This window comes from Kribbella sp. NPDC004875, from assembly GCF_042873375.1.
Classification (GTDB): Bacteria; Actinomycetota; Actinomycetes; order Propionibacteriales; family Kribbellaceae; genus Kribbella.
Genome location: NZ_JBIALI010000001.1, coordinates 86371 through 110297, shown reverse-complemented (window position 1 = coordinate 110297; position 23927 = coordinate 86371). Strand labels below are relative to the sequence as shown.

Below are 23927 nucleotides of genomic sequence, written 5' to 3'. Positions count from 1 at the left end.
TTCGGAGCCCATCACGGGCCCGCGGTTGCTAGCGTCACTCCTTGTGAACCCACGACTGGACTCGGTACTCCGTGACACGGCCACCGCCGTACAGGCGAACGCGCTCACCCCGCTGTACGTGCTGCCCGCCGCCGTCCGCCGGCGCCTGGCCGGCGCACCGGTTCAGATCGACGGCAACCTCCTCGATCCCGACCTGCAACTGCTCCTCCGGGTCGAGAACTTGTTGCCGCACACAACCAAGACCGACGCCGCGGCGGCCCGGGCGCACTTCCGGAACCTGTGCAAGCTGATACCCGGCAAGCCCGCGGAACTACAGCGCGTGACCGAACTGACCGTCCGCGGCGCCGACGGCCAGCTCGGCGCCCGGCTCTACGTCCCCCGCGACGACGGCCGCGGCCTGCTGGTGTTCTTCCACGGTGGCGGCTGGGTCGTCGGCGACCTGGACACCCACGACGCCCTCTGCCGCGCGATCGCCGCCGACGCCGGTATCCGGGTCCTGTCCGTCGACTACCGTCTCGCTCCCGAGGCGCCCGCGCCGACCGCGGCCGAGGATGCCATCGCGGCCTTCACCTGGGCCGTCCAGCACGCCGAGGACCTCGGCGCCGACCCGTCCCTGGTAGCCGTCGGCGGCGACAGCGCAGGCGGCAACCTCGCCGCCGTGGTCGCCCAGCAGTGCGTCTGGCGTGGCCTCCCGCAGCCCGCACTCCAGGTCCTCCTCTACCCCGCTCTGGACCTGGTCGCCCGCCGCCCCAGCCGAGACCTGTTCTCCGAAGGCTTCATCCTCACCGAGGCCGACATCATCTGGTACCGCGACCACTACACCCCCGACCCCACCCTCCGCCCCGACCCGATCGTCTCCCCGATCCGCGCCAAGGACCTCACCGGCCTCCCACCCACCTACCTCACCAGCGCCGGCTTCGACCCCCTCCGAGACGAGTCCCGCGACTACGCCGAAGCCCTGACGGCAGCCGGCAACGCCCTCACCTACGTCCCCCACCCCTCCCTGACCCACGGCTACGCCAGCCTAAGAACCGTCCCCGGCGCCACCCAACAAGCCCACACCCACCTAACCAACCACCTAAGAACCACCCTCCACCAACCCTGTGGATAACTCCCGCCCCACCCACCCCCGACTGTCGTGACGGTTAGTACGTAAACGGGTTTCGAGGAGTGCTGATGGCGTTCGACATCGCGCGGTTCAATTCCGCCTTCACGGGGGCGCGGTACCAGCAGAGAAGCGACCCCGACTTCGATCTGCCTGCAGCGCAGCAGAAGCTTCGTGACCTGATCGCAGACGAACCGGACAGCGAAGGTCGCGCCTAGGCCGAGCAGCTGATCGAGGACCTCGCCGAGCCGCCGCCTCCACGCGAGTGGAGCCCGCTGTACTACGAAGCCGGCGCGATCGCCGGGGAGGCGTACCCGGTCGACGGGACGGTGGACGAAAAGGTGGCGGCCCTCGCCGAGGCCCGGCGCAAGATCTGGGCGATCGCCGACCGTGCTTCCCATGACGAGGAAGCCGACATCCGCGCCATGACCCGATCCCTCGAGCACATCGAGAATGAGCTGCGTGAGCCGAGCTGGCCGCGGACCCAGTCTGATCAGACAGACTGACAATGAGTCTCGACCGGCTAGTGTCTGCCGAGTCGGACGTTTATCGAGAGGTTCAACGCCTCTACCGGATCGCGCTATCGCTCCGTCCGACAGCAGCCGATCGCTGGAACGGCGAGCTCTTCGCAACGAGCGCGGACACCCTGGGCAGCATGCATCCCAGGACCGGCACGATGAAGCTGTCCGAGCATCGGGTACTGCGCTACCTGACAGGTTCGACAGTGGCTGTCAATCCTCGCCAGCAGGCCCAGGCACTGGCGACCGTTCTCCATGAGGGGACTCACGGCGGGATGGAAACGGACGCGCCGACCGAGCCCAACGCGGTGCGGAGCGAGCACTCGCTCGGCCTCATCGAAGGGTCGCCGAGGTCCGCACATTCGTCGATTTCGAGCCGTTCACGAAGCTGGCCGGCTACCACGGTCTGACGCTCGGCGCCCCTCAATACCCGGGAGCCTTCGCTGCAACCCATGACCTCGTCGTCCACGTCACTGGACCGGCCTACTCGAGAGAGGCAGATCGACGACGCGACTCTTGGGCCAGGCGTCATGCACTTCGACCAGTTCGCCCACGCCGTCGTAGCGAACCGCTTGGCCGACGTGATCCCGAATCGTGAGGCGGATCAACGGGAGGCCCGAGCAGCCCTCATCAAGCCAATGCTCCACGCGCACTGGCCAACCCTGCCGAAGGTATCCACCGAAACCGGCCAGGTCGTCGCCCGCGAAATCCGCTCAGCTCTCGACGCCAAGGTCGAGGAACTGAGACACCGCTACCAGCCGAACCGTCCCGTCGGGGGAGATCGACTGATCGTCGCCTCACGCCCGCCGTCAGCGCGGGCGCAGCCTCAGTTCTCCGGATCGGACGCACGCCGCGACACCTTGGACAGCCTCCGCTTCCTCACTGCCAACGCCCCCGCTGCCAACGCCGTAACCCAACAGCCCGCCCTCGATCATTCCACCCGCCGCCCCACGTCCGACCCCCGAACCAGATCAACCCACCCACCAAACCGAACCCGAGACTGACCGGCGCTAGCAGCCCGACCCGGATCAGCGTCAGCACTCGAGGTCAACCAGCACGGGTGGCTTCGTGGCGGGGCCGGCCGTCCTCGTTGCGGGCTGTCACGAGCACTAGCTCTCCTTAGCCGAGGCACTCGTCATTGGCTACGGGTGGGCCACGTTGTCCAGGTGCCGTGTGGTCAGAGTCGCCGTCGCCGCTGCCGAGTTAGTTCCCGAATTCGGCACGTCCCGACATCCGGCCGCTGGTGCGCTCGATTCCGCTACTCGCCACCAGTTCAAGCGAGCCGGGGGATCAGCGTCCAGGGTCCACGAGTACCGGGACTGCTTCGCGGACCTGGAGCGTGGTGACTGGACCGGTGATCGAGACGACTCCATCCACATTTCGCCAGCCTGCGCCGCTCACGAAGAACCGGGCCGTGTATTCGACCGTCACTGTGAGTCCAACAGTCGCCCGCTTCATGTACTTGTGGGTGATGTCCTTCGATGGGTAAGGGCGACCTGGAGAAGTCGTAGTCATGGTCGTGCCGTCGCCGAAGTTCCATTTGAACCTTTGTGGCGTGGCTTCAACGAGCACCGGAAAGCCGAGGACGCTCACCCAGTTGGCGGTAACACCGTTGTTGTCGGTGTAAACGATGGTGTCCAGGTTCACCAGGGTGCGGCCGCGCGGCTGCACCTGCACCGTAAGTGCCGGAAACGAGACGTCCTTGGTCTCGCTGGCAATCTGTTCCCACGTGACATCCTGCGGACGTGGAGGCCTGGGCGTCTGCGTCGTTGTCGGTTTGCGCTGGTCGGGTCGATCCGGAACGTACGGTTGGCAGCGAGTCGGACCTGGGATCGTTCCGTCTGGCTGCTCGCGACCACAAAGCCCGATGTTCAGCCGGGTCTTTCGCTGCTTACTGACAGTTTCGGTGGGGTGTGTCGTCAGTGGGAACGGCCGGCGAGGGGTAGATGCGTCGGAGGTTTTTGTCGCCGTCTTCTTCGGGGTCTTGTTATCGATCTCTAGACGCCCGAGTTTCTTTTGCTTCCCGCCAATTTGAACGCCGGAAGTTGTCTTCTGTGAGTCGATGGTCGTGTCCGGATCGGCTCTCGTTGCTGCCTGCGCCGTCAGTGAGAGGCCGGTGAGTAGCAGTGGTGCGATCGCAGCGAATATGATAAGTCGTCCCCGTGGCTGACTCATCGTTCCTCGAACAACATCTCATACATCACCCAGTTCTGGCCCTTCGGTGACAATGAAATCGTGTCTGTGTATTCGGCGGGCTGACTGATAATTGGTGTCGCGGTCGGCGAGTTCTTTGTCGTGAAGTTTCCTACGGCGATCACTGCAGAGCCGCCGACCCGCCCCGTCGATCCGCGCGTGAGTTGGTTAAGTTCCTTGATTTTCTCGATGTAGTCGCCCGAGATTCCGCCGTTCGCCACATTGACTTTGGCTACGTAGTTCGCGTAATCGCTGCATCCCTCGCAGCCGCTTTCGCTCGCGGCCATCAGCGATTTGGTGTCTCCCGTGGCGGCCGCGTAGTTCTTGAGGTCGATGTAGTACCTGTAGAACGCCTCGGCGGCGGCAAGCGTCAGGCCGTTCGCGGCGGCAGGCCGTTCTGGAGCCTTCGCCCCGGAACTGGTCGGCGTCGACGCAGATGCGCTCGGCACGCTGCTTGTCGCCGGGGGTGGGGCCGTGTTGGGTTGGCCGGCTTTGGGGCTTCCGGGGCCGCAGGCGGTGAGGAGTGTGGTGGTGGCTAGGCAGGCCAGGAGTGCTTGGGTTGGCCTGTTGCGGTGTGTCACGAGTGTCAGCCCTCCGTAGTCGACACGATCGTAACGGGACATGGGCGCTTGGCTCGATGTCACAAGGTGCAGTTGTGGACGGGCGTTGGGGCCAGGAGCCGCCCGGCTGGGGGGTTAGAGGCTCGGACGGCTCCTGGTTGATGGTGGGACGGGTGTGGGGGCGGTTTATGACGCGGGTGGGTGGTGAGCTGGCTGTGATGCCGTTCAGGGTGGGTGGGGAGGATTGTGTGCCCGATTTGGGACGAGATCCTCCCCAAGGCTTTACGCGGGGGCGTACTGGACGTCCAGGGCGGCGGTTTTGAAGCCTAGGGAGGTGTAGAGGGAGCGGGCTGCGGTGTTGGTGCCGTCTACGTAAAGGGTGATTGAGGCGAGGTCACGGTCCGTTTGGAGGTAGTGGAGGCCTTGGAGGGTCAGGGCCTTGCCCAGGCCTAGGCCCTGGTGGGTGGGGGAGACGCCTACTACGTAGACCTCGCCTTCGTTGTCCTCGACCTTCGTCCAGTGGAATCCGGCTACCGCGCCGTTGGCGTCGACGGCGAGGAAGAAGCCGTTGGGGTCGAACCAGGGCTGCTGCAGGCGTTCGGTGAGGTCGGCGGCGGTCCAGCTGCCCTGTTCGGGGTGGTCGGCGAAGGCGGCAGCGTTGACCTCCAGCCAGGCGGCGTCGTCCTGGCCGGGGACGAACGTGCGTACGGCGATCCCGTCGGGCCACACCGGTTCCGGAAGGTCGGCTCTGGTACGGCGGAGGAAGTACAGCTCCCGTGATACCTCCAGACCGAGGCGGTGGGCGAGTTCGTCGGAGCCAGGGAGACGTCCGTGGGCCCAGACGCGGGTCCGGGTGCCGCCGTGGTCGAGCAGCATGCGGAGGAGCGCCGTACCGTAGCCCTGGCGGCGGGCGGTGGGGGCGACGACGAGTTCGGCGGAGCCGTCGGGGGACAGGGCGCCGTACCCGACGAGGTTCCGGGCGCTCTGCAGGCCGGTGACCTCGATGGTGCCGGGATCGCCTTCGTAGGCGAGGACGTGGACGTCGCCGGGGTGTTCGCCGTCGAGGTGCAGCAGGGTGCGTTCGGAGAGCGGGTGTACGCCGTCGCTCTGTGCTGCGGCGCGGGTGAGTTCGGTGACGGCGGCGGCGGTGGCCGAGGGCAACGGTGAGGGAACGGCTTCGAGGGTCACCTGAATACCGTAAAAGGTCCGGTTCAGTTCATGCTCAGGTCCTGGCGGCGACACGTCGCCTTGGGTAGCTTTCCCGTCACCGCGGAGGATTTCGCGGGGCCGCGCGATCCGCGGTGACCGAGACGACGACGGAGAAGACAACACATGGCCCTGACAGGACGAGACAGAGCACGGTTGGGGGGACGGCGCGCAGCTGGTCTGCTCGCCGCCGGGACGGCCGTGGCGCTCGCCTTCGCCGCGGGGGGATCCGTGAGCCAGGCCGGTGCCGCGACCCAGTCGGGTACGGCGCCGCAGGCCGCGACCCAGGTGACCGCCGTGCAGGCGAAGAAGCCGAAGCCGACCCACACCCAGATCCAGCTGCTCGCGATCAACGACTTCCACGGCAACCTGGAGCCGGCGACCGGTTCGAGCGGGAACGTGAACGGCATCCCGGCCGGTGGCGCGGCGTACCTGGCGACGCATCTGAAGGACCTCCGGGCGGCCGCGAAGGCGAAGGGGCAGGACTCGGTGACGGTCGCCGCCGGTGACCTGATCGGCGCCTCGCCGTTGCTGTCGGCCGCGTTCCACGACGAGCCGACGATCGAAGCGCTGAACGGGATGGGACTCGAGGCTGCGTCGGTGGGCAACCACGAGTTCGACGAGGGCTGGCACGAGTTGCTCCGGATGCAGACCGGCGGCTGCCTGCCGGACGGCGACGGGCAGAACAACCAGAACTCCTGCCCGGACCCGAAGCATCCGTTCGAGGGCGCGAAGTTCAAGTACCTCTCGGCGAACGTGTTCTTCGAGAACACCCGCAAGACGCTGTTCGCGCCGTACACGATCAAGACCTTCGCGGACGGCCAGAAGGTCGGCTTCATCGGGATGACGCTGGAGAACACGCCGAACATCGTCACCAAGTCCGGTGTCGAGGGGCTGACGTTCAAGGACGAGATCGAGACCGCGAACGCGCTGGTCCCGGAGCTGAAGAAGAAGGGTGTGAAGTCGATCGTCGTGCTGCTGCACGAGGGTGGCTTCCCGGCCGATCCGAAGGCGTACAACAGCTGCCCGGGAATCTCCGGCCCGATCGTCGACATCAACGCCGGGCTGGACCCGGAGATCGACGCGATCATCTCCGGCCACACCCACCAGGCGTACAACTGCTCGCTGCCGGACAAGGCCGGCAAGCCACGGCTGGTGACCAGCGCGTCGTCGTTCGGCCGGCTCGTGACCGAGGTCCGGCTGAGTGTCGACAACGCGACCGGTGACGTCGACCGCGTGAACACGTTGGCGAACAACCAGATCGTCACCCAGGACGTCGTGCAGGACCCCAAGACCGCGGCCCTGATCGCGAAGTACAAGGAGCTGGTCGCCCCGATCGCGAACAAGGTGATCGGTCACATCACCACGCCGTCGGTGGTCCGGACGAACGACGACTCGCTCGAATCGCCGCTGGGCAACCTGATCGCGGACGCGCAGCTGGCCGATCCGTCGGTGGTGACGGACGGCAAGACCCCGGTCGCCGCGTTCATGAACCCGGGTGGCATCCGCGCGGACCTGGCGTCGACCAACGGCGAGGTCAGCTTCGGGCAGGCGTTCACCGTGCAGCCGTTCAACAACTTCCTGGTCTCGATGGACATGACCGGCACGCAGATCAAGGCCCTGCTCGAGCAGCAGTTCTCCGGCGTCAACGGTCCGGAGGCGGCGAAGTACAAGGTGCTCCAGGTCGCGGGCATCACCTACACCTGGAACCCGGCGGCCGCCGCGGGCTCGAAGGTCGTCGCCGGCTCGATCAAGATCGGCGGCCAGCCGCTGGTGGACGGTACGTCGTACCGCATCGTCACGAACAACTTCCTGTCCGACGGTGGTGACGGCTTCCCGGCCTTCACCACGGCGACGAACAAGTACTTCGGTGGGCTCGACATCGACGCCTTCGCGAAGTACCTGACCGCGCACGACCCGTACACCCCGGTCGCGACCGACCGCATCTCCGTCGGTTCCTGAGCACGACCGATCAGCCGGTACGTCGTCCTCGCGGGCGGCGTACCGGCTTTTTCGTTCCCACCGGGGGAGCTGGTACCTTGCGTACTCAGCTACTTACGGAAGGTGAGCGATGTCGCACGTTGCTCCGACCTCGCATCGGCGGCCCGCCCGGGCGTCGCACCGTGGTCACCGCAGTAGTGACGGATCGGTCCAGATCACCAGCTGGCTCGGGCTGACGTTCGCCTACCTCGTCGGATGGCTGCTGACCTGGCAGTCGCATGTCGGCGTGCACGCCGCCGGGGTGACGCTCCTGGTGATGCTCGTACCGATCACGATCGGGACCTTCGTCGCCGGGTTCAAGCAGGGTCTGGGCTCCTGGAAGGCCGCGCTGACCACGGCTCTGGCGATCGCGTTCACCCTGCTGAAGTTCTTCTTCTGAGCCTCAGGACTTGGACTCCGCGGGCTCGCGCGTCGTCGGCTGCGGCGGGACGACGAAGCGGTAGCCGACGTTGCGGACGGTCCCGATCAGCGACTCGTGCTCGGGGCCGAGCTTCGCGCGCAGCCGCCGTACGTGCACGTCCACCGTCCGGGTGCCGCCGAAGTAGTCATAGCCCCAGACCTCTTGCAGCAACTGCTCCCGGGTGAAGACCCGCCCAGGGTGCTGCGCGAGGAACTTGAAGAGCTCGAACTCCTTGTACGTCAGGTCCAGCGCCCGGCCGTTGAGCTTCGCCGTGTACGACGCCTCGTCGATGATCACGTCACCGCTGCGGATCAGCGTCGACTCGGGCTCGTCGTTCCGGGTCGCGGCGAGCCTGCCGATCACCAGCCGCAGCCGGGCCTCGATCTCGGCCGGTCCGGCGGTGTCGAGCAGTACGTCGTCCGCGCCCCAGTCGGCGTTGACGGCGGTCAGACCGCCCTCGGTGACGACCAGCAGCAGCGGTACGTCGATGCCGGTGGTGCGGATCAGCCGGGAGGCGCTGCGGACGGCGACCAGGTCACGACGGGCGTCCAGCAGGACGGCGTCGGCGTCCGGTGCGTCGACCAATGCGGCGACCTCGGCGGGCAGGATCCGGATCTGGTGCGGGAGCAGGGCGAGCGACGGCAGGACCTCGGTGGAAGCCTGCAGAGCGTTCGTCAGCAGAAGCAACGTGCTCACGCTGTCTCCTTGTGCTGATCATCGGATCCAGCGGTGGCGATCCGGTCCACGTGCACGTCAGGCCCCGACGGCGTCGTTGCCGGGGGCCTGGGACACACTTGGTCGTAACAGCAAGCTGACATAATAGCGGAAGACTTAACCGATTAGTGAGGCGCCGACCAGATGCCGGAAGTGACCATCAGGTACTTCGCCGCCGCGCGCTCGGCCGCCGGAGAGTCGTCGGCGACCGCTGAGGCGGCCTCGATCCGCGACCTGGTGACGACCGTCTCCACCGACCGTCCGGACCTGGCGCGAGTGCTGTCGATCTGCACGTTCCTCCTCGACGGGGAGCGCGCCGAGCCGAACACGCCGCTCACCCAGGGTGCCCTCGTGGACGCTCTCCCGCCGTTCGCCGGCGGCTGAGCGAGCCTGTCTAGCCGGCCCGCCGGGAGAGCTCCCCAGGAGGTAGATTCCTCGCGTGGCGATGGAGTCGGGGACGCTACTCACGACAGTGGGGCGGGCGGGGGTCCTGTTCGGCAAGGCGTGGCCGCGCCTGCTCGCGGTGTTCCTGGTCGCGCAGCTCGCGCACCGGGGCCTGCAGTGGGTGGCCGTCCAGGCCGGAGCCAAGGCCGAGGCGGCCGGCATCGCCGTACTGGCGTTGCTCGTCATGGTCTCGCTGGCGATGTACGTCACGATGTTCCTGGTGCTGCGCGGTGAGCTGCCGTTCCATCGCCGGGCGGTCGCCGAGGGCATGCTCGCCCCTGACGGTGTCGAACCGGGCAGCGAGCACAAGCCGCTCGATGCGCTGGCTGCCGCGCTGCTCCCGTTCCTGGCGTTCTACGCGGCGTACAAGTTCCTGCAGAACGAGGCGCTCGATTACGAGTACCAACTCGCCGTACACAAGGCGAACGAGGTGGCGGCCACCGTTCTGAGCGGCGGTCCGCTGCCGCAGCGGTCGGAGGGTCTCGAATCGCTGTCCACCTGGCTGTTCCTCGGGCTCGGCGTCTCGGCGTACCTGCTCCGGTTCGCGTTCAAGAAGTGGAAGAAGGAGAAGGAAGGGCCGGTCCGCAAGCTCTTCGTCACCTACCTCGAGGCGCTCTGGATCTTCGTCGTCACCTACCAGGCGACGTCCGTGATCCCGCCGCCGATGACGTGGCTGAAGGAGCGCGTGGCCTGGCAGTGGCTGCACGACGGGTACACCTGGGTCCTCGACCATGTGCTCGGCGTCGACCAGGTCCGGGAGGTGTGGGACGCGGTCACCGGCTTCCTCGCGGCCGGCATCGGCGACCTGTGGGACGCCGCGGTCCTGCCGCTGATGTGGATCACGATGACCGCGGTGATCTACGGCCGGGTCGTGAAGAAGCTCGACCGGCCGCGCTGGCGGTTCGACCGGATCACCCACCGCTGGCAGCGCACCCCGCGGATCGTCCGGGTTGCCGGCAACTCGGTGGTCGCCGACTGGAAGGACCGGTGGACGCCGGTCGTCGAGGCGTTCCGGTTGGTGGTCCGCTCCGGATTGCGGCCGATGCTCGGGTACTTCCTGGCCTGGGCGATCGTCACGTTCGCCGCGAGCGCCGTCTGGATCGCCCTCAAACTCTGGGTCCTCGGGCCGCACACGCTGCAGTTCTGGCTGGTCATCGACGAACCGCTGAACCTGATCACCGACGGCCTGAAGACGATGCTGCAGGTGAGTCTCCTCGCCGCGGCCTACGACCGGATGATCGGCGGTCTTTCCGGCTACCTGACCCCGCGGACGCGGGCGGTCCACCAGCAGCCGGCCGGTGACCAGGGCGTCACCGACCTGAGCGCGGCTACTTCGGGAATGCCAGGTACTGAGGGAGCTTCGTAGCCCACGTGATCGTCGGCCGCACGCTGCCGGCCACCGCTGTCGGTACGACGAAGATCGCGACTGTCTCGAACGGCTTCCCGGCCACCGGCTTCACGAAGTACTGCGCCTGCGCGCCACGCCAGCTCTCCGGCTTGTCGTCCGTACCTCCCGTGCACCCGGTCGGACGGTCCTGGTAGGCGTCAGCGACCACGGTTTCCTTCCAGATCCGGCCGTCCGGCGCACGGAGCTGGATCTGGCAACCGCCGAGACCGTCGAGCGCGGACAGTTGATCGACCTGCAAGCGGAAGTAGACCCGGATCCGCGTCGTACCGCTGGGGAGGTCGTCATCACGACCCGTCTCCGAGGCCTGCGGGTTCTGCTCGACGCCGGCACCGAACCAGGTCGCCCCGTTGTACGGCGTCCCGCTCGCCGACACGACCACGGGATCGCGGGGCTCAGCGTCGTACCAGGACTTGTAGTCGCTGTGGGTGGTCCACCAACCGGCCAGCGGGATCGTCAGCGCCAGCGTCGCGAGCGCGACCGTGTTCTTCCGGAGCCAGCCGCGGCGGGCGCGGCGCGCGCCGCTCACGTGTCGCTCGCGGCGGAGAGGGTGACGACGTCCTGCAGTTGCGGTGCGTCCTCGCCGAGCGGGACGGTGACCTGGGGCTCGAGGTCGTTCAGGATCGACTTCTCCATCACCAGCAACGTTGCCCCGGGCACCTTGTCGGCCGGCATCTCGACCACGAACGAGCCGCGGGTCGGGATGTCCGGCGCGAACTCGCTGCCGGTCAGGTCGACCTGGTCGAGACCGCTGCGGTTGGCACCGAGATAGGTGACGCCGTCGGATGACCGGATCCGCACGTTCTGGATGTGCACCGGCTCCTGGGTGGCGGTGACGGTCGCGTCGACGACCACGAAGTCGGTCAGGCTGTCCCGGTCGGGCGTGGAGTGCGGGATCCGGAGCTTCTTGCCGACCCGGACGTCATCGACGGTCAGGTCGAATCGCGGTGTCTTCACCGCGCGGCCGACGATCCCTCGGACCGGGGTGGGCTGCTGGATGTCCTTCTGCGTCGGCGTCAGCCGGTAGAGGCCGACGATCGCGACCAGGACGCCGAGGGTGAGGGCGACGTTGAGCAACTTGCGAGTGCTCATTTGGTGTTGTCCTTCACCGCGACCGTGCTGTCCGCGACGATCGTGTCCGGCAGCCACTTCTCGTGGTGGTCGAGGAGCGACTCGTCCTCGTGTTCGTAGCCCTGGACCGTCAGGCTGACGTCGGCCGGAAGCTTGGTGCCCTTCGGGAGCTTCCAGACGTACGCGACGTCCTCGGCGGCGTCCGGGGTCAGCACCGGGTTCATCGTCTCGTCGCGCAGGTTGGTGGTCCCGAGTGGCGGGTCGGTGTCCTTCACCCCGGGTACGCCGATCAGGCGGATCAGGTCCGGCGGTGGCGTCGTGCCGAGGTCGTCGGTCACCTTCAGCTTGGTCACGACCGCGATCAGCAGGCCACCCTCGTCCGGGACGAACAACGGCTTCAGGTCCTTCACGGCGACGGCCCGCTGGATCTTCACCTCGAACTGTCCGGCGTCGATCGCGGTCCCGGCCGCCACGTGCGGCGTCTCGTCGCCGGCCTTCTTGAGCCCGCCGAACGCCGCTGAGATCACCAGCAGGACGACGCCGGCGCTGATCGCCCAGGTGCGGACCGAACGGCCCCGTACCTTCAGGTCCTGGAATTCCGGAAGCTCCTCCGGCTCCTGCTGCTCAGACCCCCCGGTCCCCGTTTCCTGCACGGCGGAAGCCTAACCATCCAGAGGGGCGTCCTAATCGGTCGGGCGACCCCGGAGGCGTTTGGTCTCGCCGCGGCGCTTCTTGTCGTCCAGGCGGCGCCGGACCGAGCCCTTGCTCGGCTTCGTCGGGCGGCGCTTCCGCGGCGGTGGTGCGATCGCCTCACGCAGCAGCGTCGCCAGCCGCTCCCGCGCAGCTTCCCGGTTCCGCCACTGCGACTTGTACTCCGACGCCGCGATCGTGACCACCCCGTCGACCAGCCGCGACTGCAGCCGTTCCAGCGCCCGAGTCTTCAGTACGTCGCTCAACGCCGACGTACCCGCGACGTCGAAGCTGAGCTCGACGCGGCTGTCCGTGGTGTTCACCGACTGCCCGCCCGGTCCGCTCGACCGTGAGAACCGCCACGCCAGTTCGCCCTCGGGGATCACCACACCCGAACGCACGGTCAGTCCACTCTCCACAGGACCCATTAGACCGGAGGAGAATTGTCCGATGGATACCTGCGTTTTCTGCGGCCTCATCTCAGCCGACACCGCCCGCTGGATCGCGAACGAGGACGCGGCGGTCGCGTTCCTTCCGCTGCCCGGCGAGGAGATCTCACCGGGCCACACGCTCGTGGTCCCGCGCCGTCATACCAAGGTCGGCGTCCTGGACACACCGCCCGGCGACCTGGTGCACGTGATGGATCTGGCGCAGCGCATCGCCCAGCGGATGGTCGACCGCCTCGGCGCGACCGGTGTCTGCCTGCTGAACGCCAGCGGTCCGGACTCTGGTCGCAGCATCGACCACCTGCACATCCACGTGGTGCCGCGGTACCCGGGCGACGGTGACGACTGTCTGCCCTGGCCCACCGGGCGGTCCCGGCACCGGCTCGGTGGTGACCCGGTGGAGCTTCTCAGTACGTGAAACGGGCGGTTGAATCCTGAATGGGGCGTCGTACCGTGGGTAGCTGTGAGCTTGGGATTGTGGGTACTGGTGGGGGCTGTTGCCGCCGGCCTGGTGCTCAGTGGGCTCAAGGCGTGGGTCGACGGGCGGTTTCGCGGGAAGAGCGAGGACGACGTGGAGCGGGTGACGGCCGCTGAGCTGGGCGGCGAGCTGGGGGAGCGGGCGACGCTACTGCAGTTCTCGTCGGCGTTCTGTGCGCCCTGCCGCGCGACTCGGCGGACTCTGGTCGAGGTCGAGGGCATGGTCGACGGCGTGCGCCACGTCGAGCTGGACGCCGAGTCGCACCTCGAGCTCGTCCGGCGCCTGGACATCCTCCGTACGCCGACCACGCTGGTGCTCGACAGCACCGGAGCGGTCGTGAAGCGCGCCAGCGGAGCACCCCGGAAGCCGGACGTGATCGCTGCTCTGGCCGTCGCGATCGAACAGCAGAATGGCGAAAGAGCCGCGACGTAAGCAAGACTCTCCGCGTGACCTCTCCAGCCGGTTGGTACGACGACCCCGAGGACCCCAAGCAGCAGCGCTATTGGGACGGCAGCACCTGGACCGATCAGCGCCGCGCGCAGCAGGGCCCACCGCCGTTCCAGGGCCAGTTCGGTCAGGCCGCCCAGCACGGGCAGGTGTACGGCGCCGGTGGCCCAGGACCCACGCAGCACGGGCAACCGGTCCCGCAGCCCCGGTACGGCCAGTACGCGCCCGGCTACCAGCCGCCGGCGCCCGGCCAGCCGCAGACCCCTGGCCAGCAGCCGTACGGGCAGCAATACGGCCAGCAGCACTACGGGCAACAGCAGTACGGGCAACAGCAGTACGGCCAGTACGCCGGTCATCCGCAGCAGCAGGGTGGTTACGGCTACCCGGGGCAGAAGGTCTACGCGACTCCGGACGGGCAGCCGCTCTCCGGCTGGTGGCGCCGCGTGTGGGCGCACCTCATCGACTCGATCATCATCTGGATCGTCGGCCTGCCGCTGACCGGCTACTTCTACTGGCAGGAGGGCAAGATCCTCCAGGGCTTCCTGACCGACGTGTTCGACGCGGCCGCCGCCGGCAACCCGCAGACCAACACGTCGCTGCCGCCCGATGTCTACAAGTGGATCATCCCGGCGACGCTGCTGAGCGCCGCGGTCGGCTTCCTCTACGAGTACCTGTTCCTGACCAAGAAGGGCGCGACGCCGGGCAAGATGGCGCTCGGTATCGCGGTCCGGCTGCGGGACGTGCCCGGTAACCCGCCGGGTCAGGCCGTGGCCAAGCGGTACGGCTTCGAGATCCTCCTCAGCCTGCTCAGCGCGGTCCCGCTGGTGGGCACGCTGTTCAGCTTCCTGGTGCTGCTCGACTACCTCTGGCCGCTGTGGGACGACAAGAAGCAGGCGCTGCACGACAAGGTGGCTGGTACCAACGTGGTACGGACCCGATAGTCCGCGATGTGATCAGTTGTCTCAACTGATGGGACCAGGGTGAGCAGGGCCGCCGGGGTTCCGTACGCTCGATGCGTGGTTTACACGACATGGCTGACGAAGCGCAGGGCAGTGGACAACTGCCGGGTGCGCTCATCGCTGTGTCGTCGCCGCTGACCAGGCGGCGTCCCGAGCGCTGCGGAACCGGTCACTGAGCACGGTTCCGCGTACGTCGCCTCCCCGCGTACCCGGGCGGGATCCGGCTCGGCACCCTCCTTTTCCGGGAGTCGTCATGTCCGAACCACAGGCGGCACAGAAGGTCGATCCGCGCGGACTCCGGTTCGCCGCCGGACTCACCACGCTCGTCCTGGCGCTGACGCTCGTCCTGAACAACCCCTGGCCGCTGGCGGTGCAAGCCGTCGTGTTCGCGGTCTCGGTCGCGTTCGGGGTCGGCGCGTCGCCGTACGGCTTGCTGTTCAAGCGGCTGGTCCGGCCCCGGCTCGGCCCGCCGAAGGAGCTGGAGGACGCGGCCCCGCCGCGGTTCGCCCAGCTGGTCGGCCTCGTCTTCGCGGTGATCGGCCTGGCCGGGTACCTGACCGGTTTCACCGTGCTGGGAGTGGTCGCCACCGGATTCGCCCTGGTGGCCGCGTTCGTGAACGCGGCCGTCGGGCTCTGCCTCGGCTGCGAGGCCTATCTGCTGATCCACCGCATTCGTACGCCAGCTACCACCGCTACCAACTGAGAGGCAGCACACATGAGCAGGGAATCCGCGCTCGTCTCGGCCGACTGGGTCGAGGAGCACAAGAACGACGCCGGTGTCGTCCTGATCGAGGTCGACGAAGACGTCTCGGCGTACGACGCCGGCCACATCGCCGGCGCGATCAAGCTGGACTGGAAGGACGACCTGCAGGACGCGGTCCGCCGCGACTTCGTCAACCAGGAGCAGTTCAGCGCGCTGCTGTCCGAGCGTGGCGTCAAGAACGACGACACGGTCGTGCTGTACGGCGGCAACAACAACTGGTTCGCGGCGTACGCGTACTGGTACTTCAAGCTCTACGGCCACGATGACGTCCGCCTGCTCGACGGCGGCCGCAAGCGCTGGGAGCTGGACAGCCGCGAGCTGACCGACGAGGTGGAGAAGCGCGAGGCGACCGAGTACACCGCGAAGGCCCCGAACCTCGACATCCGCGCCTTCCGTGACGAGGTCAACGAGGCCATCGGCGTGAAGAACCTGGTCGACGTGCGCAGCCCAGACGAGTACGCCGGCCGGCTGCTCGCCCCGGCGCACCTCCCGCAGGAGCAGGCGCAGCGTGCGGGTCACATCCCGACCGCGGCGAACATCCCGTGGAGCAAGGCGGCCAACGACGACGGCACCTTCCGCGCGGACGACGAGCTGAAGCAGTTGTACGCCGACGCCGGTGTGGACTTCGGCAAGGACACGATCGCGTACTGCCGGATCGGCGAGCGCTCGGCGCACACCTGGTTCGTGCTGCACGAGATCCTCGGCCAGGAGAACGTGAAGAACTACGACGGTTCCTGGACCGAGTGGGGTTCGCTGGTCGGCGTACCCGTTGCGCTCGGCGACGAGCCCGGGAAGGCGTGACACATGTGCGGAGCCAAGCAGGGCGGCCTCGACCTCAAGGGCGTCGACGTCGACAAGGAGGCCGTGATCCAGGGCCAGGTGCTGCGCGGCGAGGAGCCGGTCGGCGGCGCCTACGTGCGGCTGCTGGACGCCACTGGTGAGTTCACGGCCGAGGTGCCGACCTCGGCGACCGGACACTTCCGGTTCTTCGCGGCGCCGGGCAGCTGGACGCTGCGCACGCTGGCGCCGAAGGCACAGCCGGTCGACCGGCAGGTCGTCGCGCAGTACGGCGAGGTCGCGGAAGTGGCCGTCACCGTCTGAGCAGTCGTTCGTTACTGAAGGTGCCACCACCACCCGAGGTGGCCCACCCTGAAGTAAGCACCGAGGGGCCCGGACCTTGCGCGTCCGGGCCCTTCGGCATGCCTGGAGACGTCCCGGAATCGCTTACATAGCAGGGATTCGCGCCGGTCATCGCACCCGAGTTACGGGGTGTCGGGTAAATCTCGCCGGAGGGGGCGGGAATGTAACGGTTTGGTCTCGGAGCGGGGTCGGCTCGTCACCTACCGCAGTCGGCCGAGTTGTGTCTGTGTCCTGACCCGCACTTCGGGTCACGTCATCACTCAGGGAGGAGGGGTCAATGCGACCCCGCATCGGATACAAGAAGCTCGCCGCCGTCGGAGTTGCGGCGGTTGTCGGCGTGGCTTCTACGATCGCGCTGACCTCGGGTTCGGCGTCCGCCTCGCCGGTTTTCGGATACAGCGGTTACTCGTACGGGACCGACGTCGAATCCGGTCTGGCGAACAGCGGCCCGCAGGTCATCAGCAAGTTCGGTTGCACCACGGACGCCACCAAGGCTGACAAGAACGACCTGGCCACGGCGAACGTGAACAACCAGGCGATCGCGCGCTCGGTCAAGACCGACACGCACGGGTTCAACGACAAGAGCGGGACGGGCGTCACCAGCACCGCGACGGCCGCCGACGTCAAGGTCGGCACCCTGCTCACGCTGACCGGCGTGAAGACCACCACCACGTCGAAGTACTCGAACGGCCAGCTGTCCTACACCGGCAGCACCTCGTTCGCGGGCGTGAAGATCGGCGCAATCACGGTGCCGTCGCTGCTGAACCCCAAGCCGAACACCAAGGTCGCGGTTCCGGGCCTCGGCTACATCGTGCTGAACCGTGTCGGCGGTGTGAAGACCGCTTCCGGCATCTACTCGTACGCGCAGGCCGTCGTGCTGCACGCGACGGTGAAGAACCAGTACATCCCGCAGGGCGTCGACGTCGCGGTCCTGAAGACCCGCGCGGAGATCTCGAAGCCGGCCACCGCGCTGGTGATCGGTGACGCCTACGGCACCCAGGCCAAGGCCGACAAGCTGGTCGTGTCCAGCCCGACGTCGCTTCAGACCACCTGCCAGGGCACTGAGGGCAAGACGGTCCGGGTCGCGGTCGGCGAGCTGAACATCCCGAAGGTCGCCTACGTCGGTGGTGTCTACACCACCAAGAACGGCGCCATCGGCGAGAACAAGTCCTACATCAACTTCACCTCGCACGTCGCGGGCGTGAAGGTGGGCACGCTGTCCATCGGCGCCATCGAGTCCTCGGCGTCGGCGTGGAAGACCAAGGACGGCAAGGGCGGCGTCAGCTCGTCCTCGCAGATCGCCTCGATCAAGGTCGGCAACAAGACCTACAACGTCCCGACCGGCGAGAACAAGACGCTGGACATCCCGGGCGTTGCCCGTCTGACCTTCAACGAGGTCATGCGGCAGAAGCGGTACATCTCGGTGAACGCGCTGGTCGTCGACGTCTACAGCCTGAACACCAAGGTCATCGTCGGCCACTCGGCCGCCGGCGTCGTCAGCTGAGCTCAGTAGACACGCTCTGAGTCGAACCTCACCGACCCAGAACTCCCGGCCCCCGGATCCCGCACGGATCCGGGGGCCGGTTGTTCGTTGTCCGGGTGGTTGTTCCCAGACGTCTTTCTCAGGCGTCGAGGATGAGGGTGACCGGGCCGTCGTTGACCAGGGACACCTGCATGTCGGCGCCGAAGCGGCCGCGTTCGACCTTCGCGCCGAGGGTCTCCAGGCTGCTGCAGAACGCGTCGTACAGCGGTTCCGAGACCGGCCCGGGGGCCGCCGCGCTCCATGAGGGGCGGCGGCCCTTGCGCGTGTCGGCGTACAGGGTGAACTGGCTGATCGCGAGGATCGGGGTCTGTTCGTCGGCGGCGGAGCGTTCGTCGTGCAGGATGCGCAGCGTCCAGATCTTGGCGGCGAGCGTGGCGGCCTTCTCGGGGGTGTCGTCGTGGGTGACGCCGAGCAGGACCAGCAGTCCGGGCGCGTCGATCGCCCCGACCACCTCGCCGTCCACGCTGACCGAGGCCTGACTGACTCGCTGTACTACGGCTCTCATAGGAACATCCTGCCGTGCCGGAGATCGTCCGGTGATCGGACCCCGCGACCGGCAAATATCCGTTTCGAAGTGCGATCTGGCAGGATTCGTCCATGGCGTCGACTCTGATCACTGTTGCTCCCACCGGTGCCGAGACCGCGAAGGCGGACTGCCCGGCGTTGCCGACCACGCTCGACGAGCTGGTCGAGACAGCGAAGCGCTGCGAGTCCGCGGGGGCCGCGATGATCCACATCCACATCCGCGACGGCGAGCACCGGCCGACTCTCGACCTCGGCCGGCTGACCGAGACGGTCGCCGCGGTCCGGGAGAACACCGCGCTGATCGTCCAGCTCTCCACGGGCGGTGCCGTCACCGACCCGTACGAGAATCGGTTGCGGGTGCTGGACGCCGTACCCGACTCCTGCTCGCTGACCATGGGCACGGTCAACTTCGGCGACGACGTCTTCATGAACCCGTGGCCGTTCGTCACGCAGCTCTTCCAGCTCACCCAGGAACGCGAGGTCGTCCCCGAGTTCGAGCTGTTCGATCTCGGTCACGTCGCCGCGCTACATCGGCTGCTGGACAAGTACGGCCTGCCGTACGGCGGTCGCGTGCATTGTGACCTCGTGATGGGTGTCCCGGGCGGCATGCCCGGTACGGCGGACGCGCTCGTCGCCGCCGTCAACGCCCTCCCCGACGCTGTCACGTCCTGGTCCGCCACCGGCATCGGCCGTACGGCGCTGACGGTCGCGCTGGCCGCCCTGTCCAAGGGCGGCAACCTCCGGGTCGGTATGGAGGACACGCTGACGCTCGCGAAGGGTCAGTCGGTCACTCACAACGCGGAACTCGTCGAACGCGCCGCAACGCTCGCGACCCTCGCCCAGCGTCCGCCGATGTCGCCCGACGAGGCCCGCGACCTCTTGAACGTGCGGCGCTGATCACTCCGACCGCGATGATTGTTGCCTCCAGCAAGAGCCAGTCGCGGAGGTAGTCGCGGGGGAGGATCGTCGGGTTGGCCCCGGTTCCCTGCCGTAGCAGTAACGGCAGGGCGATCAGGGTGGTGATGCCGACGTACAGCAAGGTGGTGCGCAGTGCGCCGACTGTTCGGTGGTGGCCGGGGCCGGTCGACCAACGGGTGACCAGCCAGCCGGTCGCGACGGTCAGCGGTATCAGGAGGAAGTCGTCGGCGATGACGGCGCCGGCCAGCCAGATCGGCAGCCTGGTGATCGCTCGGAGTTCGACGGTGTGGACCAGAGTCCACAGGCCCCAGAGGCCGGTCGCGAGACCTGCGGCCAGTAGGGCGATCCGGGTCTTCATGCGATGACCTCCAGCCGGTGAACCCACTTGGTCTGCAGGACGCCGGGCCGGTTCGGAGCGATGATCCGCGCCGGGAACCCGTGGTCGAGCGCGAGCTCACCGCCGTTCAATCTGAGCGCCAGCAGCGTGAGCGGATCGGCGGCGAACTCCTCCGGCAGTTCGGTGGTCGCGTAGAAGCCGCCCTTCTCCATCGACACCACGCGGACCCGCGACTTCGGTGGGGCGCCGCAGAGTTCGAGGAGGTCGCGGATCCGCACGCCCTCCCAGCGCGCGCCCTGGCTCCATCCCTCGACGCAGGCGATCGGCAGGTCGGAACCGTTCTGCGGCAGCGCTCGGAGTTCGTCGATCGTGTACGACAGTTGCCGTAGGCCCTCGACGGTGAAGCGCCAGTCCGGGCCGATCCCGGTCACGCCGGCGGCTTCCGCCGTACGGTTCACCGGCAGGCCTTGCGGGCCGACGTTCGGCTTGCGGGGCGCGAGTACGGCGACCGGTCCGAGGGCCGGGGCGGACTGGCCGACCGACGTGATGCCGACGAGCGTCGCGGCGCCGGCGACGGTTCGGAACAGGCCGCGCCGGGTCAGTCCGGTGGTGGCCGGTGGCAGCGATTCCGGCGCGAGTTCCGGCGTACGGCGCCAGTTTTCGCGGATCAGGGGCAGTTTGACTGCGAGGTGCACGAGGAGTGCGCCGACGATGATCCACGCGAGGGCGTAGTGGGTCTGACGGAAGGGGAACGGCCACGGGTACCACTGCAGGGTGTTGAGGAAGCCGATGAACAGTTCGAGCGCCATGGTGGAGACGAGGACCAGGATCGATGCGCGCTCGAGGAGGGGCGCGAGATCCTTGGGGCTGGGCAGCTTCGCGAACAGTTTCGGGTAGACCGTCCACAACTTTGCCAGCAGCAACGGGATCGCCACGGTGCCGCTCAGGACGTGCAGACCTTGGCTGACGCGGTACAGGCCGGCCGGACGACTGGGCACAGGCAGCCAGGTGGGAGTGTCCTGCTGGAAGTGGCTGTACAGCCCGGTCAGGAAGCAGACCGCGACGGCGATCCCCAGCCAGCGGCCGATCACCGTCGCCACCCGTGGATGGTGCAGGGGCGAGGGGAACGACTTCTCCGTCGGTGGCGCCGGCAGCTTCATGTTTCCACTACAACTCAACTTGGGCCGGGCGTACGGCGATCTGCGGTTACTGCTCGCGAACGGCGTACCGGGATCGGTTGTCCACAGGCGCGCAATGATCGGCGGTAGGTGGTACCGATCCGGGCATACTCTGGGCCAACACGTGAGAGGAGTGTGGCGGAGTGAAGACGCAGGAGCGGTCGTCCGAGGACGACGAGCGCGCGATGGCGGATCTGGCCGAGGTCGTCGACTGGCGATCGATCTGGGGACCGCCGGCCACCGGCATGGACGCGATCCGCGCCCTGGTCAATCGCGTCACCGCCGCCACTGGCTGGCGCCCATGGGCGCCCGGCAACATCGACCCGGATCGTTACACCTGGGGCCTTGTCACACCGCGCGAGACGGTCATGCTCGTGCTGCCCGACGCCGTACTGCCCGAGAGTCCCCGCAGCGGCTGGTCGGCGTACGACATCGGTGCCGGTGAGCTCTCAGCAGTCGAGGACGGCATCGACGATCACTGGCCGGCCCAGCTCGATCTCGCCCGCCGGTACTGGGGGCCGCCGGTCTTCGTCGGGTCGGGGAACGACGTCCGGATCCCGCCGGAGTGGCGCGGCCGCCGCCGGCACCTGGCGGTCTGGCTCCGGCCGGGAGCCGAGTTCCACCTGTTTGCGTCCCAGCCGGGACCGGACGACACGACAGCCGGCTTCGGATACTCCGTCTACGCCAGCGAGGTGGCCTGATGTCAGAGGTACAAGCCGAGGACCTGTTCGCTGACCTCCGCCGGGAACTCAGGCAGCTGTATGCCTTCATGAAGCGCCTCGAGGGCATTGCGCGGAGCCGGTTCAGCCCGCAGCAGCGGATCCGGGCCGGACTCGAGACGGCCCTCCTCCAGCGCCGCAACGGAAACGGCAATCAGGGCGTGCAGGGTGACCCGCGCGCGGACACCCAGGACATCGAGCGTCAGGTGCGCGCCGCGGAACAACGGGCCAATGATCTGGAGACCGAGGCAGCCGACCTCCGCAACCAGCGCGACCTCCTGCGCGAGCAGCAGCAGGGCAACGAGACGGAGCGCGCCCAGGACCAGCGGGACGCGGACGCGCAGGCCCTGAACGACCGCGATGGGGACCACATCCCCGACGACTACGAGCGCCGGGTCGCGGACGAGAACCAGAACGCGGCCGAGGACCGGGCGGCGGACGACGCCGAGGCCGAGGCCGAGACGGACCAGGCGATCGAGGACCGCGAAGCGGCACGGGACCGCGAAGACGCGGAGAAGAAGCGCGAGGAGGACCAGCGGCGCGCCCAGGAGTCCCGTGACGGGATAGACCCCGGCGCCGCAGCAGCCGCCGCCGGCACGGTGGCCGCAGCCGACGAACTCGACGACCGCCTGGACGAAGAACAGCTGGCCGACGACCTCCAGGACCAGCAGGAGCAGCAGGATCTCGAGGAGCAGCAGGACCCGGCGACCCAGCCCGACAACGTCGAACAGGCCGAGGCGGCGCAGGACCAGCAGAACCCCGAGCTGGCCGAACAGGCCGCGCTGGATCCGGAAGACCAGCGCCGGCAGCAGGACCTGCAGCAGGAGCAGCAAGAGCAGCAGGACCCCGGTCAGGAGCAGGACCCCGCGACTCAGCCCGCGAACCTGGAGCAGACCGAAGCTGAGCAGGACCAGCAGGACCCGACCGACCAGGGCCAGCAGGAGGACCTGCAGCAGGCGCAGCAGGAGCAGCAGGATCTCGGTCAGGAGCAGGATCCGGCAAACCGTCCCGAGAACCTGGAGCAGACCGAGGCCGAGCAGGACCAGCAAGACCCGGCCGGCCAGGGCCAGCAAGAGGATCTGCAGCGAGACCAGCAGGACCGCGGACAGGACGACGCGCAGCAGACCGACGTGACCCAGGAGCAGCAAGCGCCCGCCCAGGACCAGCAGACCGACGTTGCGCAGGACCAGCAGACTGACCTGCGGCACGAACAGGACGTGCCCGCGCAGGATCAGCGGGCCGACCTGGAGCAGGGTTCAGAGGCCCAGGCTGACCTGGCCGACCAGCAGGACCTCGGGCCAGACACCACACAGCAAACCGACCTGACCCAGGACGAGCAGGCATCGGCCCAAGACCTCCAGTCCCAAGACAGCCAGACCCAAGACAGCCAGACCCAGGACGGCCAGACTCAAGACGGCCAGACCCAGGACGTTCAGACGCGAGATGTTCAAGCGCAGGACGTTCAAGCGCAGGACGTTCAAGCGCAGGACGTTCAAGCGCAGGACGTTCAGACGCAAGATGGTCAGGGGCAGCAGGTCGACATGTCCCAGCAGGGGCAGACCGCTCAGCAAGGGCAAGCGGCTCAGCAGGGTCAGGCGGCTCAGCAAGGGCAGACGTCCGAGCAGGGGATGCAGGGCGGCGAGCAAAGTCCGGGTGAGGCCGGGCAGCAGGGGCCCGGTGGTGCGGAGAAGGCCAGCAGCACCGCACAGTCGGCGGTCGATTCGCAGGCCGAGCTCGGTTCGGAGGAGCAGGGCCAGACGTCCGTCGAATGGCCACAGCCGGCCGTCGAGCCGCTGCTCGACCACTACCGTCAGAACGGCAAGGCGACCAACGGCCAAGGCCCGGAGATCCCGTCCGGCGAGCGGGACACGCTGGAGCAGACCCGCACCGGAGTAGCCCCCGCCGCCGGAGCGACCCGCGAGAGCGGCGCAGGAAACCAAGGCGAACGCCCCGAGCACATGCGCGGCGACCGCTCCCGCGAAGCCGACCGAAGCCGAAACAACGACGGCGGCCGCGAACGCTGACCCCCAAGCCCCACCGCCACCGCGGCTACCTCCGCCACGGGCAGCTACCTCCGCCACGGGCAGCTACCTCCGCCACGGGCAGCTACCTCCGCCACGGGCAGCTACCTCCGCCACGGGCAGCTACCTCCGCCACGGGCAGCTAC

General features: G+C 67.9%; 29 protein-coding genes. 18 read left to right on the top strand and 11 right to left on the bottom strand.

The window, feature by feature from the left end; translation table 11 throughout:
- The first annotated feature begins 43 nt into the window (after positions 1 to 43).
- The 4 genes from ACFYRH_RS00535 to ACFYRH_RS00520 all read left to right on the top strand — a co-directional run bounded on the left by ACFYRH_RS00535 (position 44) and on the right by ACFYRH_RS00520 (position 2033).
- On the top strand, positions 44 to 1111 hold the full coding sequence (locus ACFYRH_RS00535; protein WP_387765792.1) for an alpha/beta hydrolase: 1068 nt from the start codon (positions 44 to 46) through the stop codon (positions 1109 to 1111).
- A 65-nt stretch (positions 1112 to 1176) separates the two neighbouring features.
- The gene (locus ACFYRH_RS00530) at positions 1177 to 1323 is read left to right on the top strand and encodes a hypothetical protein (RefSeq protein ID WP_387765789.1); all 147 of its coding nucleotides are present in this window, start codon (positions 1177 to 1179) and stop codon (positions 1321 to 1323) included.
- Positions 1324 to 1434: 111 nt separating this feature from the next.
- A complete protein-coding gene (locus ACFYRH_RS00525; RefSeq protein WP_387765786.1) occupies positions 1435 to 1611 on the top strand; it encodes a hypothetical protein in 177 nt (58 codons plus the stop codon).
- Between the two features lie 2 nt (positions 1612 to 1613).
- The gene (locus ACFYRH_RS00520) at positions 1614 to 2033 is read left to right on the top strand and encodes a hypothetical protein (protein ID WP_387765783.1); all 420 of its coding nucleotides are present in this window, start codon (positions 1614 to 1616) and stop codon (positions 2031 to 2033) included.
- A gap of 880 nt (positions 2034 to 2913) precedes the next feature.
- On the opposite strand, the gene ACFYRH_RS00515 is transcribed toward ACFYRH_RS00520, so the two are convergent.
- From ACFYRH_RS00515 to mshD, 3 genes are all read right to left on the bottom strand, one after another.
- Positions 2914 to 3798 (bottom strand): PKD domain-containing protein, encoded by an 885-nt coding sequence (locus tag ACFYRH_RS00515; protein WP_387765780.1) that lies wholly within the window; start codon positions 3796 to 3798, stop codon positions 2914 to 2916.
- Entirely contained in the window at positions 3795 to 4265 is a 471-nt protein-coding gene (locus ACFYRH_RS00510) for a DUF6318 family protein (RefSeq protein WP_387765777.1), read from the bottom strand. Before ACFYRH_RS00510 ends, ACFYRH_RS00515 begins: the two co-directional genes overlap by 4 nt.
- A gap of 393 nt (positions 4266 to 4658) precedes the next feature.
- The gene (mshD, locus tag ACFYRH_RS00505) at positions 4659 to 5564 is read right to left on the bottom strand and encodes a mycothiol synthase (RefSeq protein WP_387765774.1); all 906 of its coding nucleotides are present in this window, start codon (positions 5562 to 5564) and stop codon (positions 4659 to 4661) included.
- Between the two features lie 174 nt (positions 5565 to 5738).
- On the opposite strand from mshD, the gene ACFYRH_RS00500 reads away from it, so the two are divergent.
- Together ACFYRH_RS00500 and ACFYRH_RS00495 are read left to right on the top strand one after the other, a co-directional pair.
- The gene (locus ACFYRH_RS00500; RefSeq protein WP_387765771.1) at positions 5739 to 7544 is read left to right on the top strand and encodes a bifunctional metallophosphatase/5'-nucleotidase; all 1806 of its coding nucleotides are present in this window, start codon (positions 5739 to 5741) and stop codon (positions 7542 to 7544) included.
- Positions 7545 to 7653: 109 nt separating this feature from the next.
- Positions 7654 to 7962, top strand: coding sequence for a hypothetical protein (locus tag ACFYRH_RS00495; RefSeq protein WP_387765768.1), 309 nt, complete (start codon positions 7654 to 7656; stop codon positions 7960 to 7962).
- A gap of 3 nt (positions 7963 to 7965) precedes the next feature.
- Here ACFYRH_RS00495 and ACFYRH_RS00490 read toward each other — a convergent pair whose 3' ends face one another.
- On the bottom strand, positions 7966 to 8679 hold the full coding sequence (locus ACFYRH_RS00490; RefSeq protein ID WP_387765765.1) for a winged helix-turn-helix domain-containing protein: 714 nt from the start codon (positions 8677 to 8679) through the stop codon (positions 7966 to 7968).
- Between the two features lie 162 nt (positions 8680 to 8841).
- Here ACFYRH_RS00490 and ACFYRH_RS00485 point away from each other — a divergent pair, with 162 nt between their 5' ends.
- Positions 8842 to 9081 (top strand): MoaD/ThiS family protein, encoded by a 240-nt coding sequence (locus ACFYRH_RS00485; RefSeq protein WP_387765762.1) that lies wholly within the window; start codon positions 8842 to 8844, stop codon positions 9079 to 9081.
- A 61-nt stretch (positions 9082 to 9142) separates the two neighbouring features.
- Positions 9143 to 10507, top strand: coding sequence for a hypothetical protein (locus ACFYRH_RS00480; protein ID WP_387771650.1), 1365 nt, complete (start codon positions 9143 to 9145; stop codon positions 10505 to 10507).
- On the opposite strand, the gene ACFYRH_RS00475 is transcribed toward ACFYRH_RS00480, so the two are convergent.
- The 4 genes from ACFYRH_RS00475 to arfB are packed head-to-tail and all read right to left on the bottom strand — an operon-like array spanning position 10470 to position 12735.
- Positions 10470 to 11075, bottom strand: a complete 606-nt coding sequence (locus tag ACFYRH_RS00475; RefSeq protein ID WP_387765759.1) for a hypothetical protein — start codon at positions 11073 to 11075, stop codon at positions 10470 to 10472. The two genes, ACFYRH_RS00480 and ACFYRH_RS00475, sit on opposite strands and share 38 nt — an antisense overlap.
- On the bottom strand, positions 11072 to 11638 hold the full coding sequence (locus ACFYRH_RS00470; RefSeq protein WP_387765756.1) for a hypothetical protein: 567 nt from the start codon (positions 11636 to 11638) through the stop codon (positions 11072 to 11074). The genes ACFYRH_RS00475 and ACFYRH_RS00470 overlap by 4 nt, the downstream gene beginning before the upstream one ends.
- The gene (locus ACFYRH_RS00465; RefSeq protein ID WP_387765753.1) at positions 11635 to 12270 is read right to left on the bottom strand and encodes a hypothetical protein; all 636 of its coding nucleotides are present in this window, start codon (positions 12268 to 12270) and stop codon (positions 11635 to 11637) included. Before ACFYRH_RS00465 ends, ACFYRH_RS00470 begins: the two co-directional genes overlap by 4 nt.
- A 30-nt stretch (positions 12271 to 12300) precedes the next feature.
- Positions 12301 to 12735, bottom strand: a complete 435-nt coding sequence (arfB, locus tag ACFYRH_RS00460; RefSeq protein WP_387765750.1) for an alternative ribosome rescue aminoacyl-tRNA hydrolase ArfB — start codon at positions 12733 to 12735, stop codon at positions 12301 to 12303.
- A gap of 22 nt (positions 12736 to 12757) precedes the next feature.
- Between arfB and ACFYRH_RS00455 the strand changes: the two genes are divergently transcribed.
- The 7 genes from ACFYRH_RS00455 to ACFYRH_RS00425 all read left to right on the top strand — a co-directional run bounded on the left by ACFYRH_RS00455 (position 12758) and on the right by ACFYRH_RS00425 (position 18044).
- Entirely contained in the window at positions 12758 to 13171 is a 414-nt protein-coding gene (locus ACFYRH_RS00455; protein ID WP_387765747.1) for an HIT family protein, read from the top strand.
- A gap of 45 nt (positions 13172 to 13216) precedes the next feature.
- Positions 13217 to 13663, top strand: a complete 447-nt coding sequence (locus ACFYRH_RS00450) for a TlpA family protein disulfide reductase (protein ID WP_387765744.1) — start codon at positions 13217 to 13219, stop codon at positions 13661 to 13663.
- A gap of 14 nt (positions 13664 to 13677) precedes the next feature.
- Complete coding sequence (locus ACFYRH_RS00445) at positions 13678 to 14619, top strand: RDD family protein (RefSeq protein ID WP_387765742.1); 942 nt, start codon at positions 13678 to 13680, stop codon at positions 14617 to 14619.
- A 271-nt stretch (positions 14620 to 14890) separates the two neighbouring features.
- Complete coding sequence (locus ACFYRH_RS00440; RefSeq protein ID WP_387765739.1) at positions 14891 to 15340, top strand: DUF4395 domain-containing protein; 450 nt, start codon at positions 14891 to 14893, stop codon at positions 15338 to 15340.
- A 12-nt stretch (positions 15341 to 15352) separates the two neighbouring features.
- Entirely contained in the window at positions 15353 to 16201 is an 849-nt protein-coding gene (locus ACFYRH_RS00435; protein WP_387765736.1) for a sulfurtransferase, read from the top strand.
- 3 nt (positions 16202 to 16204) lie between these two features.
- Positions 16205 to 16501 (top strand): DUF1416 domain-containing protein, encoded by a 297-nt coding sequence (locus ACFYRH_RS00430; protein ID WP_387765733.1) that lies wholly within the window; start codon positions 16205 to 16207, stop codon positions 16499 to 16501.
- Between the two features lie 316 nt (positions 16502 to 16817).
- Positions 16818 to 18044, top strand: a complete 1227-nt coding sequence (locus ACFYRH_RS00425) for a choice-of-anchor P family protein (protein ID WP_387765730.1) — start codon at positions 16818 to 16820, stop codon at positions 18042 to 18044.
- A gap of 118 nt (positions 18045 to 18162) precedes the next feature.
- Here the strand turns inward: ACFYRH_RS00425 and dtd are convergent, their stop codons facing one another.
- A complete protein-coding gene (gene dtd / locus ACFYRH_RS00420; RefSeq protein WP_387765728.1) occupies positions 18163 to 18588 on the bottom strand; it encodes a D-aminoacyl-tRNA deacylase in 426 nt (141 codons plus the stop codon).
- Between the two features lie 92 nt (positions 18589 to 18680).
- On the opposite strand from dtd, the gene ACFYRH_RS00415 reads away from it, so the two are divergent.
- Entirely contained in the window at positions 18681 to 19505 is an 825-nt protein-coding gene (locus ACFYRH_RS00415) for a 3-keto-5-aminohexanoate cleavage protein (RefSeq protein WP_387765726.1), read from the top strand.
- On the opposite strand, the gene ACFYRH_RS00410 is transcribed toward ACFYRH_RS00415, so the two are convergent.
- A complete protein-coding gene (locus ACFYRH_RS00410) occupies positions 19396 to 19884 on the bottom strand; it encodes a hypothetical protein (RefSeq protein ID WP_387765724.1) in 489 nt (162 codons plus the stop codon). The two genes, ACFYRH_RS00415 and ACFYRH_RS00410, sit on opposite strands and share 110 nt — an antisense overlap.
- Entirely contained in the window at positions 19881 to 21023 is a 1143-nt protein-coding gene (locus ACFYRH_RS00405) for a molybdopterin-dependent oxidoreductase (RefSeq protein ID WP_387765721.1), read from the bottom strand. Before ACFYRH_RS00405 ends, ACFYRH_RS00410 begins: the two co-directional genes overlap by 4 nt.
- 161 nt (positions 21024 to 21184) lie before the next feature.
- Here ACFYRH_RS00405 and ACFYRH_RS00400 point away from each other — a divergent pair, with 161 nt between their 5' ends.
- Together ACFYRH_RS00400 and ACFYRH_RS00395 are read left to right on the top strand one after the other, a co-directional pair.
- On the top strand, positions 21185 to 21742 hold the full coding sequence (locus ACFYRH_RS00400) for a hypothetical protein (protein WP_387765718.1): 558 nt from the start codon (positions 21185 to 21187) through the stop codon (positions 21740 to 21742).
- 68 nt (positions 21743 to 21810) lie between these two features.
- On the top strand, positions 21811 to 23784 hold the full coding sequence (locus ACFYRH_RS00395; protein ID WP_387765715.1) for a hypothetical protein: 1974 nt from the start codon (positions 21811 to 21813) through the stop codon (positions 23782 to 23784).
- The last annotated feature ends 143 nt before the right edge of the window (positions 23785 to 23927 follow it).

Coding starts and splice junctions, on each gene's coding strand:
- ACFYRH_RS00395 (WP_387765715.1), top strand. CDS start 21,811: ATGAAGCGCCTCGAGGGCATTGCGCGGAGCCGGTTCAGCCCGCAGCAG.
- dtd (WP_387765728.1), bottom strand. CDS start 18,588: ATGAGAGCCGTAGTACAGCGAGTCAGTCAGGCCTCGGTCAGCGTGGAC.
- ACFYRH_RS00470 (WP_387765756.1), bottom strand. CDS start 11,638: ATGAGCACTCGCAAGTTGCTCAACGTCGCCCTCACCCTCGGCGTCCTG.
- ACFYRH_RS00405 (WP_387765721.1), bottom strand. CDS start 21,023: ATGAAGCTGCCGGCGCCACCGACGGAGAAGTCGTTCCCCTCGCCCCTG.
- ACFYRH_RS00520 (WP_387765783.1), top strand. CDS start 1,614: ATGAGTCTCGACCGGCTAGTGTCTGCCGAGTCGGACGTTTATCGAGAG.
- ACFYRH_RS00415 (WP_387765726.1), top strand. CDS start 18,681: ATGGCGTCGACTCTGATCACTGTTGCTCCCACCGGTGCCGAGACCGCG.
- ACFYRH_RS00425 (WP_387765730.1), top strand. CDS start 16,818: ATGCGACCCCGCATCGGATACAAGAAGCTCGCCGCCGTCGGAGTTGCG.
- ACFYRH_RS00440 (WP_387765739.1), top strand. CDS start 14,891: ATGTCCGAACCACAGGCGGCACAGAAGGTCGATCCGCGCGGACTCCGG.
- ACFYRH_RS00515 (WP_387765780.1), bottom strand. CDS start 3,798: ATGAGTCAGCCACGGGGACGACTTATCATATTCGCTGCGATCGCACCA.
- arfB (WP_387765750.1), bottom strand. CDS start 12,735: ATGGGTCCTGTGGAGAGTGGACTGACCGTGCGTTCGGGTGTGGTGATC.
- ACFYRH_RS00480 (WP_387771650.1), top strand. CDS start 9,143: ATGGAGTCGGGGACGCTACTCACGACAGTGGGGCGGGCGGGGGTCCTG.
- ACFYRH_RS00530 (WP_387765789.1), top strand. CDS start 1,177: ATGGCGTTCGACATCGCGCGGTTCAATTCCGCCTTCACGGGGGCGCGG.
- ACFYRH_RS00495 (WP_387765768.1), top strand. CDS start 7,654: ATGTCGCACGTTGCTCCGACCTCGCATCGGCGGCCCGCCCGGGCGTCG.
- ACFYRH_RS00410 (WP_387765724.1), bottom strand. CDS start 19,884: ATGAAGACCCGGATCGCCCTACTGGCCGCAGGTCTCGCGACCGGCCTC.
- ACFYRH_RS00430 (WP_387765733.1), top strand. CDS start 16,205: ATGTGCGGAGCCAAGCAGGGCGGCCTCGACCTCAAGGGCGTCGACGTC.
- ACFYRH_RS00455 (WP_387765747.1), top strand. CDS start 12,758: ATGGATACCTGCGTTTTCTGCGGCCTCATCTCAGCCGACACCGCCCGC.
- ACFYRH_RS00435 (WP_387765736.1), top strand. CDS start 15,353: ATGAGCAGGGAATCCGCGCTCGTCTCGGCCGACTGGGTCGAGGAGCAC.
- ACFYRH_RS00485 (WP_387765762.1), top strand. CDS start 8,842: ATGCCGGAAGTGACCATCAGGTACTTCGCCGCCGCGCGCTCGGCCGCC.